The sequence below is a fragment of the Acinetobacter sp. DMC2 genome (genome assembly GCF_056314305.1).
This window is the reverse complement of record NZ_JBQUYP010000003.1, coordinates 382,815-395,719: the sequence shown is the minus strand read 5'-3', so window position 1 is coordinate 395,719 and position 12,905 is coordinate 382,815. Positions and strand designations below refer to the sequence as shown.

At 38.1% G+C, this 12,905-nt stretch carries 11 protein-coding genes and 1 pseudogene; 11 read left to right on the top strand and 1 reads right to left on the bottom strand.

The features are described 5' to 3' along the window. The first annotated feature begins 150 nt into the window (after positions 1-150). The 4 genes from ACT53H_RS08650 (at position 151) to ACT53H_RS08635 (ending at position 4,835) form a co-directional block, all read left to right on the top strand. Complete coding sequence (locus ACT53H_RS08650) at positions 151-1,035, top strand: phosphoribosyltransferase family protein (protein WP_476009062.1); 885 nt, start codon at positions 151-153, stop codon at positions 1,033-1,035. Between the two features lie 11 nt (positions 1,036-1,046). Next, a complete protein-coding gene (locus tag ACT53H_RS08645; protein WP_476009061.1) occupies positions 1,047-2,540 on the top strand; it encodes a nicotinate phosphoribosyltransferase in 1,494 nt (497 codons plus the stop codon). Positions 2,541-2,600: 60 nt separating this feature from the next. After that, positions 2,601-3,368 carry an ADPR responsive transcriptional repressor NtrR gene (ntrR, locus tag ACT53H_RS08640; protein WP_476009060.1) on the top strand — a complete coding sequence of 256 codons (768 nt, stop codon included), beginning with the start codon at positions 2,601-2,603 and terminating at the stop codon, positions 3,366-3,368. Positions 3,369-3,440: 72 nt separating this feature from the next. Continuing rightward, positions 3,441-4,835 (top strand): methylenetetrahydrofolate reductase C-terminal domain-containing protein, encoded by a 1,395-nt coding sequence (locus ACT53H_RS08635; RefSeq protein ID WP_476009059.1) that lies wholly within the window; start codon positions 3,441-3,443, stop codon positions 4,833-4,835. 473 nt (positions 4,836-5,308) lie between these two features. On the opposite strand, the gene ACT53H_RS08630 is transcribed toward ACT53H_RS08635, so the two are convergent. After that, positions 5,309-5,857, bottom strand: a complete 549-nt coding sequence (locus ACT53H_RS08630; protein ID WP_062848484.1) for a hypothetical protein — start codon at positions 5,855-5,857, stop codon at positions 5,309-5,311. A 160-nt stretch (positions 5,858-6,017) separates the two neighbouring features. Here ACT53H_RS08630 and ACT53H_RS08625 point away from each other — a divergent pair, with 160 nt between their 5' ends. The 7 genes and pseudogenes from ACT53H_RS08625 to ACT53H_RS08595 all read left to right on the top strand — a co-directional run bounded on the left by ACT53H_RS08625 (position 6,018) and on the right by ACT53H_RS08595 (position 12,831). Next, positions 6,018-6,194 (top strand): YdcA family protein, encoded by a 177-nt coding sequence (locus ACT53H_RS08625; RefSeq protein ID WP_476009058.1) that lies wholly within the window; start codon positions 6,018-6,020, stop codon positions 6,192-6,194. Positions 6,195-6,202: 8 nt separating this feature from the next. Continuing rightward, a pseudogene (locus ACT53H_RS08620) lies at positions 6,203-6,406 on the top strand (DUF4236 domain-containing protein); the annotation flags it as partial. Positions 6,407-6,649: 243 nt separating this feature from the next. Continuing rightward, a complete protein-coding gene (locus tag ACT53H_RS08615; protein WP_476009057.1) occupies positions 6,650-6,988 on the top strand; it encodes a hypothetical protein in 339 nt (112 codons plus the stop codon). 252 nt (positions 6,989-7,240) lie between these two features. Continuing rightward, positions 7,241-7,960: a response regulator transcription factor gene (locus tag ACT53H_RS08610; protein ID WP_476009056.1), complete on the top strand. Its 720-nt coding sequence runs from the start codon at positions 7,241-7,243 to the stop codon at positions 7,958-7,960. Between the two features lie 91 nt (positions 7,961-8,051). Continuing rightward, positions 8,052-9,512, top strand: a complete 1,461-nt coding sequence (gene iaaH, locus ACT53H_RS08605) for an indoleacetamide hydrolase (protein ID WP_476009055.1) — start codon at positions 8,052-8,054, stop codon at positions 9,510-9,512. 685 nt (positions 9,513-10,197) lie between these two features. Further along, positions 10,198-11,259, top strand: coding sequence for an HlyD family secretion protein (locus ACT53H_RS08600; protein ID WP_476009054.1), 1,062 nt, complete (start codon positions 10,198-10,200; stop codon positions 11,257-11,259). Between the two features lie 24 nt (positions 11,260-11,283). After that, positions 11,284-12,831 carry a DHA2 family efflux MFS transporter permease subunit gene (locus ACT53H_RS08595; protein ID WP_476009053.1) on the top strand — a complete coding sequence of 516 codons (1,548 nt, stop codon included), beginning with the start codon at positions 11,284-11,286 and terminating at the stop codon, positions 12,829-12,831. The last annotated feature ends 74 nt before the right edge of the window (positions 12,832-12,905 follow it).

Sequence of the window (12,905 nt, the reverse complement as noted above, 5' to 3'; positions counted from 1 at the left end):
CTCTTAAAAATTGAATCTCTAAATGCTCTAAAACCCCAAATTTTATGTCTCAAGTGGCTTTGAAAAAAGTTTGAAAAATAGACTTGAAATATATAGTGGCTTTATGCCACTATATATTCATCGAAGGTCATCAGACAAAAAGAGGATGATATGGCTATCCAGCTTTTAGATGCGGCAAGAAATGAAATTCCAGTGAAATTCACGCAGTTTTCTGGTGGCGAGCGTCATGTTCAAATTGATGAGACAACGTTAAGTTCACTATCTGGCAACGTATTGGTCCGTGCCAAAATGACCTCAAGTCACGATGTGATGGACTATTTGTTACTTGAAAATATATTGCTGAATCAGGGTTTAACCGTTGACTTAGAAATTCCGTATTTTCCATACGCACGACAGGATCGTATTTGTGCAGTAGGCCAAGCGTTCTCGCTTGATGTGATGACGAAACTACTTAACATCAATGCCGACAAAAAAGCGGGAAAACAAGGCAAGGTAACTGTTTGGGATTGCCATAGTGAAGTAACGATAGCCTTACTCGCTGCCAATACTTCTTTTAAGGAAGTTGTAAACATCAGTTCAGTTGACATCATCGCAAAGAGTGAAGCGCTAAGCACACTGTTAAAAGATGAAAAAACAGTACTGATTTGTCCAGACAAAGGCGCAAAAGCACGCACACAAATGGTTGCAGATGCTTTTAATAGCGAACGTAAACAACCCATTACTATTGTTCAGTGCGATAAAAAACGTGACCCTGTAACTGGCAAAATTTTAGGTACACATGTACATGCGACTGATTTATCAGGATTAACAGCGGTCATTACCGATGATATTTGTGACGGCGGTGCAACCTTTATTGGTATTGCCAAAGAACTCCGTCGCCTCAATTGCCATAAGGTCGTTCTATATGTGACCCACGGTATTTTCAGTAAAGGAATAGAGGTTTTTGATGGACTGCTTGACCAGCTATTTACCTCGGACAGCTTTCCACAACAACCATCAGACAAAATTTCAGTAATTGCTTTTGCAGCAAAATAAAGAGAATAAAGATGACTATTAAACTTAATCCATTAAACGCTATCGATTTTTATAAAGCTGATCACAGACGTCAGTATCCAGCAGGTACAGAATACGTGTACGCAAACTTTACGCCGCGTTCATCTCGACTCGCTAAAATGTTGCCTGACTTCGACGATAAAGTTGTATTCTTTGGGCTTCAGGGTTTTATTAAACACTTTTTAATCGATACGTGGAATGAAGGCTTTTTCAAGCAACCTAAAGATAAAGTGGTGGCTGCATATAAACGCCGTATGGATAGTTCACTAGGTGAAGGTGCTGTACCGGTTGATCACATTGAAGCATTACACGACTTGGGCTATTTACCATTACGCATTAAAGCATTGCCAGAAGGTAGCCGCGTCAATATGCGTGTACCCGTGCTTACTGTAATTAATACCGATCCGCGTTTCTTTTGGCTAACTAACTATATTGAAACGGTGTTAAGTGCTGAGCTTTGGAAAAGCTGTACTACTGCCACAATTGCCTACGAGTACAAACGCTTATTAACGCAATATGCTGTAAAAACTGGTGCACCACTAGATTTTGTACCTGTGCAAGGACACGATTTTAGTAGCCGTGGCATGAGTGGAATTTATGATGCGGCACAATCAGGAGTAGGCCACTTAACCAGTTTTATTGGAACAGACTCGGTTGCTTCAATCGACTACGCCGAAGAATATTACAATGCAACAGGTGTGATTGGAGTATCTGTACCTGCAACTGAACACAGTGTGATGTGTATGGGGACAGAAAACAGTGAGTTAGACACATTTAAGCGTTTAATCTGCGAGCTTTATCCGTCTGGTGTTGTCAGTGTCGTGTCTGATACTTGGGACTTTTGGCGAGTGATTACCGAGTTTACCGTGGCGTTAAAGCCTGAAATTTTGGCAAGAGAACCTAATGCTTTAGGCTTGGCTAAATTGGTTTTCCGTCCAGACTCTGGTGACCCTGTTAAAATTATTTGTGGTGACCCAGACGCCGAAGTCGGCAGCCCAGCTTATAAAGGCGCAGTTGAATGTTTATGGGGAGTGTTTGGTGGTACTACAACTGAGCAAGGCTATAAAGTGCTTAATGAACGTGTTGGTTTAATTTACGGTGACTCAATTACCCTAGATCGCGCACAGCGTATTTTGGAAGGGCTGGAAGCCAAAGGCTTTGCTTCAAATAACTTGGTGTTTGGGATCGGCAGCTTTACCTATAACTACTTAACTCGCGATACCTTTGGGTTTGCTGTGAAAGCAACTTGGGGACAGGTAAATGGAGTAGGCCGAGAGCTGTTTAAAGACCCGATTACTGACTCAGGCGTAAAAAAATCTGCGAAAGGTCTTTTACGCATCGAAGAAAGTGAAAATGGTTTTACCTTGTTTGATGAGCAAACAGCCGAACAAGAACAAGGCGGAGCACTAAAAACCGTCTTTGAAAATGGTAAACTTCAATATGAGTGTACTTTGGATCAAATTCGTGAGCGTTTATCCATCGCATAACTGAGTTTAGATGAGCCGTTGCGTGTGTATCGGCTCATCATTTTTATTGAGAGGCTGAACGTGACTATTCAAACTGAACAAGAATTCCTTGCCAGTTATGATCGCCGAGATTATGACGCACCTTTACTCACGGTCGATATGGCTATTTTCTCGGTTTTTAATGGTCAGTTGCAGGTATTACTCATTAAGCGCCCCAACTTTCCAGCCAAAGGCGAATGGGCTTTACCCGGCGGTTTTGCCGATTTAAAGTATGATCAAGACTTAATGGCCACGGCATATCGTAAGCTAGTCGAAAAAACTGGGATTTCTTCGCCTTACTTGGAACAAGTTGCCTCTGTCGGCAATGCTAAACGTGACCCGCGTGGTTGGGCCGTGACGATTTTGTATTTTGCTTTAATTGATTTTAATGCTTATCAACACCAAGCGTTGGCTGAATACAGTGAATGGGTGCCAGTAGCAAAAGCACAAGATTTAGCATTAGCTTTTGATCATAACGAATTACTGACTTTGGCATTAGAGCGTTTAACCAATAAAACCCGCTATACCGCATTACCAGCCAGTCTGATGCCTGAATTATTTACGCTGACTGAGCTACAAACCATTTATGAAATTATTCTTGGGCAATCCTTAGAAAAAAAAGCATTTAGACGCCGTATGATAGAAGTTGGCGCAGTTGAAGAAACCAACCACAGTAAAATTGTAGGGAAACGACCAGCTCAGCTTTATCGCTATGCACTCGATTCTTTCGATTTTATATTTCCTCGCTCACTCGAATTACCCAGAAATAAAGAGGGTGAAGATAAGCAAAACAATGAGCTTTCTGACTAGCGCATATTGATGCACTTTGATTTATAATGCCGCGCTTATGATTGATGTCATGTTTTGATCAGCACTTTGCCTATGTCACACGTTTCTCCCTGTTTCCAACAAAATCAGTTTTTTGTGTTGGTAGAATATCTCACTTCACTGCATGAAATTTATCCTGTGAAACATGAGTTTGCAGGGTATCCAGCTGCAATGACATTGGCAGATCGCGTACATTCAGATCATGATATCGCGCCGCTTGAAGCCAGCAAAAGTTACCCTGACTCAATCGATAAAGTCTTACACTTTTCAGGTAAGGCCCGAGACATACAAGACTTTGAGCACTTTTTAGAACAAGCTCAAGCAGCCAATATTCAAAACTTGTTATTGCTTACAGGCGATAAACTCAAAGAACACTATAATGGTCGAGATGGACAGCCTCGTAGTCGTTACTTAGAGTCAGTAAACGCCGTAATGGCTGCCAAGCAGCATGGTGGTTTCCGTATTGGGGTTGCTTTTAACCCATTTAAATATGTCGAAGCTGAGCGTGATGCACAGTACTTAAAACTACATAAGAAAATTAAAGCAGGTGCTGACTTTATCATTACCCAATTGGGCTATGACATTGAAGCCTTAAAGCAAGCCAAATCATTTTTAACAAAGCATCATTATCCACAGCAAATACTGGCTTGTGTGATGCCACTGACTTTGGGCCGTGCCAATTTTATGGTGAAGCATAAAGTCGCGGGTATTGTAATTACCCCACACATGTTAAAAGTTTTGGCAGATGAAAAACAGGCAGGGAATACAGACCGCGTTTATTTACGCTGTGCTTTACAGATTTTGATATGTAAACATTTAGGGTTTGCAGGAATTCACTTATCTGCTTGCCATAAGCCAGAAGAGCAAATGTTGCTTGAAAGCTACGTCAAGCAATATCGCCATTTGGAGCTTAAAGTTTTAGAAGAGCTTTGGAATTCACTTTGGCAAGTCACGTCAGGTAAAGAGTTTTCACCTGAAATTGCTCGATTTTCGCGTCAGCCCACATCTAGGCAATTAATTAAATATCGCCAGCTACATGTCATGCATGAAGCAATGTTTGAATCAAAAATTGCCAAAGGTGTAGGACGGTTTATTTTCAAAGCATCTTTTTGGGAAAATGCTTTGGTCGCCAAAGTACTACTTAAAACAGAAGTACTAAGTAAACACAGCCTAGTGGGCTGTGAAAGCTGTGGTCAATGTCGTCTAAGCGATACTTTATATATTTGCCCTGAAACGTGTCCAAAAGGTTTAGCCAACGGGCCTTGTGGTGGTACAACTTTAGATCGCTGCGAATTTGGTGACCGTGAATGCATTCATTCAGTCAAAGCAAGGCTTGCTAAAGCCCTTGAACAAACTGAAATATTAAAAGAAAAACTCATTCCAACTGTGCCTCTTGAAACCAGAGGAACCAGTTCTTGGAAAAATTGGTATTTAGCGACTGAGGCTTAAGATTTGTATAACTTCCTTGAATTGATTTTGTTAAAAAATCAATTCATATGCTAAAGCACAGCAATAATTTAAAAATAACAATTGTTTGGCTTAATTATGTTCAATCAAGATGTCTACCGAGGAGTATACTTAAAGCAAATCTTTTGCGTTAAAAGGAAAGCTGTCTCAATGAAAAAGTTGGTTGCTGTACTTACTGTAATTGTTGTTTTAACTGGATGCGTTTACGACCCTGTTAATTACGACAAAATACACGACCAAGAGTTCCAAGACCACCTCAGGCAAAACGGTTAGTAATAAAAAGCCCACTCAATGAGTGGGTTTCATTTTTGGTTCTGGTAATCTCTTTAACTTCCCGTGAAACAATTGCGGTCCAAAAAGTTAAGCTGTTCCCTTATTACTAAATTTATTCTTCATTTATACATTTAAATCCGATTTCAATTTTAGGAAAGTTACCTAAAATATAGGATGGTTTCTTAGTTGGGTAAACAATTCTGTATCAGTTCAATAATTCTTTTATCAGGTTTAACTAAAATCCTTTCGCCAGTGGTAAGAGCTATAATTATTTTCCACTTATTGATAGCTTTCCTTTTTATACCTTGATTTATTAAATCTGGTGCCCATATGTTTTTGACTGCATTTACTTCAATTGCCCATCTAGCTACTTCACCATAATTAAGCATTTTAGGAAGAGGAGTGTTAATAAGGTTAGGATTTATAGGAACTACAAAAGCTTTTTTCTTATCCATGCGCCAGCTTACACTTTGAATAGTTACTGGTCGATTTCCATTATTTGTAATTTCAATATGGATATAATGGTCATCATCATTATATCCATGATTAGCGCTAAACAAAAAAATTAAGTTGGAAGTAACTAACAAATTTACTTTTTCATTCTTACGAGCTAAATATAGTGAAGTAATTACTGCCGCTAAAGTTCCAATAGAGGCTAACCAAGTGCCAATCATTGACCAAAAAGAAAGATCAATATTTGTTAATCCAAAATAAGTGGTTTCTATAGCCATTAATTTAAGCCTTTAAGAATAACTCATAAATCTAATCTAATTTAGCTGATGCAAGTATTAACTTAACTGATACTTCATGAAGATTACATTAATATTTTTATGTGACAATTAGTAATCAGTTTGTTACAGTGGGTTAATTTATAACAAACGGTGAAAAATAATGAAACAGATTACATTAATAATTTTATTAACTTTAAGTTCTGTCAGCATTACAGAAGCTGGTAGAGGCCGCCAACCCTGTTCAGGTAGTAAAGGCGGGGTTAGTCACTGTGATGGTAGTAAATTCGTCTGTAGGGATGGCTCAATAAGTGGTTCCAAGAAAATTTGTACTAGATAGGTTTGGCTATGGGTTTTAACTTTAGAAAGAGTTTTAAAATCGCACCTGGTGTACGGCTCAATGTTGGCAAAAAAGGAATCTCTAGCGTTTCTATCGGTGGCAAGGGCGCTCGTGTAAATCTTAGTAAGAAAGGAACACGAACTACTGTCGGGATTCCTAGAACAGGCTTGTCATATAGTAGTTTTAGTTCCCATAAGAAAAAAGTACCACCTCAATTAAATAGCTACCAACAGCAACCATTTATTGATACTTCGACTTCTCAAATGCCACCAAACAGAAGTGTTTCATTTCTGCTCGGTTTTGGAATCTTTTGGATGCCGTACATCTTTGCATGGTTTACTTTAAGATCTGGCTATTCCAGTACAGCTCGGTGGATAAGCTTTATTTGGATGGTATTTGTTTTATTGATTGTTATGGCAGATTGAAACAGCTAATTATTAATAATGAGTTAATTTATGAAAAAGATTATTTTTACTACAGTGTTGGGTTTGATAGTTTCTAATTTTACAAATGCTGACACCCTTATTCCAAGAAGCGTTCAAGGCGATAAAGGAAAATATTATTTAATTGAGAAGAAAAAACAAGGCGATATTATTATTACACTTCACAAACGCATTGGTGTAGAAACTACAGATTATACTCGATTGGAGACAAACTGTAAGACTATGAAAATGCGTGAAATTGGAACTGGCGAGGGATCAATAAAAGCTATAAAAATTAATCCTACTAAGTGGTTTGATTTGGTAGAAGGATCAAGTAAAAGTGACCTAGCTCATTTTGTTTGTAAGAAATAAAATTAGCAAAAGTTAAACTTCTAAATCCTCAAACTTATTGATAAGAAAAAGAGTCTTAAAAGCACCAAAGGGTGCTTTTTTATATCTACATATTTTATTAAAAGTACTTTTGTTTCTTCATCAATTGATTTTATTTCTATATTTTTAAATTCGTTATTGTACAAACTCTTTAAATTTTCTATAGGTGTGTTATAGAAGAGCATAAGCTCCATTTTTCTCAAAATTCGATGTATTTCGTTAAATAGGTAAACGATGACCGTACTTTTAGAAAAGGATTTCAGCCCGTCTGAGTTTACATTGTTTTCTGAAATATTATGGAAACTTGGCTCAGGGAAAGGGCAATATAATTTACGTGAAAATATCATTGCAGATATTGCCATGTTGTTGCGGGCTGATTTTGCCGCGTCTTATATTTGGGATTCAACGCATAACTTATCGACAAAAGGTGTGATATGGAAAATCGACCCAAAAGCGATGGAGGACTATGAGTGTATTTGGCAATTTAATGACCCTATTACTGCACAGCTTCATAAACTCCAGAAACCGACATTTGTAAATGAGGTCATGCCTTTGGCAGACCTGAAAAAAACAGGCTATTACAATGAGTTTTTAAAAACCTATGGTTTGTATCACGGTATAAATATTTATTTTGTTCGAAATGGTATAGATATTGGTGATTTACGCATTTGGCGTGCACAAGATGCTGAAATGTTTGGTGAGCGTGAAAAAAGAATCTTAAATCTGCTTGAACCTTATTTTACCCAAGCCTTACCACTAGATCTATCAACACAATATGGTCTGACTCCACGTGAACAAGAAGTGGTTCATTTGGTCTCTAAAGGTTTAAGTGATAAAGAAGTGGCAAGTTTACTGGGAATTGGTTTTACCACATTAAGAACCCATCTGAATAATTCTATGAGAAAAATAGGCTGCAATAATCGCACTGAAATGGCTTTACTCATTCAACATTAAAGCAAAGCAATCCTCAATTTTGAGGATACGAATTATCAAGCAATTTGTACTAAGTTCTTAAGATCACAACTTAAATGGATTTTAAGTCACCATGTCAAATGCAGTTGAAAAAAATGATTGGATTGAGTCACAGGGTTTATCAAATGCTTCAGTAGATGTCATCATTCAAATGATTCATGAAAAAAAAGTGTCTTGTGAAGAACTCGTGCATCATTACTTCGACACTATTGAAAAACAACAGTCTTTAAATGCTTTTATTAGCACAGATAAAGCTTCAGCAATTCAACAAGCTCAATATTGGGATGAATATCTACTTAGTGGAAAACCATGTCGAGCTTTAATGGGCATTTTAATTGCGGTTAAAGATAATATTCATGTTGTTGGTTTCTCAAATAGTGCAGGCACACCAGCTTTAGCTGATTTTAAGCCTAAAAGCTCCGCACCGATTATTCAAAAGCTGATTGACCACGGCGCGATCATTGTTGGTAAAACTAATATGCACGAATTGGCTTTTGGGGTAACAGGTTATAATACTGCCATGCACATTGAAGGTGTCGTGGGTACACGAAATGCCGTAAATCCATTGCACATTGCTGGTGGGTCTTCTTCAGGTAGTGCTGTGGCTGTTGCCGCTGGAATGGTTCCGATTGCGATTGGTACAGATACAGGCGCTTCGATTCGTTTGCCAAGTGCATTAAATGGTTGTGTTGGCTTTCGTCCAACGGTAGGAAGATACTCACAAAACAGTATTACCCCAATTTCACATACGCGGGATACTGCTGGCCCTATTGCACACACAGTATCTGACATTATTTTAATTGATGAGCTTATTACTCAAGAGTCAAAGAAAAAACCATTACAGCCTCATCAAATTAGGCTCGGTATCAACCCATATTTTTGGAATCATTTAGATGAAGATGTTCGTGAGCAGGCTCATATTGCGCTTGAGATTTTAAAAGATGCGGGAGTCGAAATTATTCCTGTCGATATGCCGAATTTAGAACAACTTAATCACGCTATTTCATTTCCAGTGGTTGTCTATGAAGGCAAATATGACCTTATCCAATATTTGAAAGATCATCATGTAAATCTGTCTTTAGAAGATGTAATTGATCAAATCTCAAGCCCAGATGTACAGGCAATTTTTAAACAGAATATTCTTCCCCAATTAATTCAAGATCAGACGGGGCAACTTGTTCCTGTTTTACCTTTCTATCAAAAAGCCATCAGTGAAGCTCATCCCCAATTGCTTGAACTCTACCAAAACACATTTAAAGCGCATAACTTACATGCTTTATTACTTCCGACATCACCGATTGTTGCACCACTCGCAAATGAACAAGCCAACTCAATTGAAAATTTTCAAACACTCATTCGAAATACAGACCCCGGCAGTAATATCGGATTACCAGGGCTGAGTTTACCCATTGGAAAGGGAGCGAAATCGAAACTACCCGTTGGATTAGAAATTGATGGTTTACCTCATCATGATGGTGAAATACTTGCGATTGGAGGAACTTTAGAAGAAATATTTAAGGTTTTAAATAAGTAAAAAATAAACTGATAATTCTCTATTTTCTAAATAAAAAAGAGTTAAAAGTAACTCTTTTTTTAGATTAATCTTGTTTTTAATGATGTTTGGTTTCTTAAAAATAAGTTGGATTTGGTCGGAAAATTTTTATATTATTTTATTTAATATTATTAATCATAAATACATCTTTAATAAGCTGTGCTTTACTATGATTGATAAACCAGAATTTTTATATTTTATGCTTCTATAAATATTATAAAAATTCTCGAAGAATTTATTTAAATTACATATTGCTCTAATTAAATCAACATAAGTTATACAAAGTAAACGCTAATTTTTAATATTAATGCAATAAATTTTTCTACCAATTAATCACTTCCATATAAATAATTATATTTATAAATTATTGAATTCATTTGTTTAAATTAATTTTTAAAGAAAGTTTTTATAATTAAATTTTTTAGAAAATATAAAATTACATAATTTTTAAACATATTTTTTATAGCATGCAGTCTATTGGCGTAAATAGAAAAAATATATGTCAAAACGGTCAATGATATTTAATCGATTTAAGAACCATAATTTGCACCAAATTTTACGCTGTCACGATTCATTGAATAAACCAAGTGAAAAGTTACGTAAAAAAGACGCTAATAGTTTATTGGTGTAAATAAAAAATCGAATATTACAAATAAACGGAATGAATATGGATAACGTAGCTCAGCTAGAAACTGACACTAATTTCCAAAGTCGAAAAAAGATAACTTGGGGTGTTTTTAGTGTCCTGCTGTTATTTTTAGTCGCAGGCATTATATATTATTTTTTTATATACCGATTTTATCAATCTACTGATAATGCTTATGTTCAGGCAGATGTTACTTGGGTCATGCCAAAGATTTCAGGTGAAGTGATTGAGTTATTAATTAATGATAATCAGGTGGTAAAAAAAGGGGAAACTTTAGCGGTATTAGATCATCGCGATTACCAAGCTCGCTATGATCAGGCCCGTTCTGTGGTCAGCTTAAAAGAAGCAGCGCTTGGCGTACAACAACAAAATGAAAAGTCTGCTCGGTCTTCAATTACGGAAGCAAAGAGTGGTGTAGTGGCAGCGCAAGCTGATTTAACTCGTTTAAGAAAAGATTTTGAACGTTATCAAGATTTATTAAAAGATGGGGTGATTACCCGTCAAAACTTTGAGGGTATTCAGTCTCAATATTTAACAGCCCAAGCGCAACTCAGCAAGGCACAAGCCGCCGTCAATGCAGCAGAAGCTCAGTTGGGGAGCTTACAGGCTAGTCGAGCGCAGCTTTTAGCAGATATTCAAAGTGCCAATGCAAACTTAAATCTTTATCAGGTCGATCTGGCTTCCTCAAAAGTGGTCAGTCCAGTAGACGGCAAAATCGGTAGTCTTGCAATCCAGAAAGGCTCACGTGTTTCTCCGCAAACGCGCTTAATGGCGATCATTCCTGAAAATAGTTTGTATGTACAAGCGAACTTCAAAGAAACCCAAATTGAAAAAATGCATATTGGTCAGAAAGTTGAACTCAAACTTGATGCTTACCCAAGCCTGACCTATAGCGGAAAAATTGAGAGTTTTTCACCAGCTTCTGGCGCAACTTTTTCACTCATGCCACCAGACAATGCCACTGGTAACTTTAACAAAGTTGTACAACGCATTCCTGTGCGTATTGCCATAGATTCAAGCCCGCATATTGATTTGATAAAACCTGGAATGTCGGTGAGTGCCACCGTTGACCTAAGAACTTAATAATAAAATTTTAGGTAATAAGAAATGATTAAGCACGTTGAAGCCGAGTGGATGTTTCCCGCAAAGACGGCATGGGCAATTTTTGCTGCCATGATTTTTGGCAACTTCATGGCGATTCTTGATATTCAGATTGTGGCGAGTTCTTTAAACGAAGTTCAGGCTGGAATGAGTGCAAGTCGTTACGAAGTTACTTGGGTGCAAACGGTTTATTTAATTGCCGAGATTATTGCAATTCCAATGTCGAGTATTGTCTCACGGGTACTTTCAACACGGGTGTATTACACCATCTGTGCAATTGGTTTTACGGTCAGTTCTTTACTTTGTGCCTTGGCATGGAACTTAGAAAGTTTATTGGTTTTTCGTGGCATTCAAGGTTTTATGGGCGGTGGAATGATTCCGACCTCCATGACCGCATTGTACTTACTTTTCCCTGAAGCAAAACGCTCATTGCCTTTGGTGATGTTTGGAATGATCAGTACTTTGGGGCCGGCCATTGGCCCAACCATTGGCGGCTGGCTCACTAATAACTTCTCATGGCACTGGATGTTCCTGATCAATATTATCCCAGGGATTATTATTGCGACCGTCATCTACTCAGGTCCAAATATCGACCGTGCGAACTATTCACTCATCAAAAGTATGGACTGGTTTAGCCTGATGGGTATGGCGATGTTTTTGGGTGGGCTTGAATATTTCCTTGATGAAGGCGCAAGGCATGACTGGCTTGCAGACACAGGCGTTCGTATTGCTTTCATGATCTGCGTTGTGGGCGGCATGATCTTCTTCTCTCGAAGTTTTACCCAGCCTAAACCTTTGCTCGATTTATCCGTATTTAAAAATAAAAACTTTACCTTAAGTGCCATCACAACGTTTGTGATCGGCATGGCGCTCTATGGCTTGGGTTACATGATTCCCGTGTTTCTTGGGCAAGTCCGTGAAATGAACAGTAGCCAAATTGGTCACGTCATGATGGTGACAGGCATTGTGATGTTCTGCTTTGCGCCGTTTCTTGCATGGCTTATTCCTAACTTCGATACTCGAAAAACCGTATTTGTCGGAATGATTTTGGCTGGCTTTGGTGTTTGGCTCAATTCGCACCTCAGCATTCATAGCGATTATGACTTTATGTTTTGGCCGCAAATTTACCGCGGTATTGGCCTCATGATCTGCCTAATTGTGGTTTCACATTTAGCCATGAGCACTTTGCCACTCAGTAAAGTTGCCGATGCCAGCGGTATTTATAACCTGATGCGCAATATCGGCGGTGCGGTTGGACTGGCACTGATTAACTCATCATTAGATTGGCTCACTGCGCTACATGTCACGCAGATTAATCAGTCGATGACACCGCAAAACTGGATTTTCACAGAAAGACTCGATCAACTCACGGCGCAATATCAGGAAGTTGGCTCAAATGCACAGCAAATCGCGCTCAGTGTGATCTATCGTGATATTCATTTTCAGGCTCTGACATCGAGCTTTAATGACTTATTACGCATGCTCGCAATCATCATGTTTGTGACCGCATTTTTAACCATCTTTATGGATCGGGGGAAGAAAATGAACATGTAGCGATTTAGAAATAAAGAGCAGCTTTCAAAGAATGAAAAACAATAGGGCATATTAAAACGTATCCCTTCATAGAA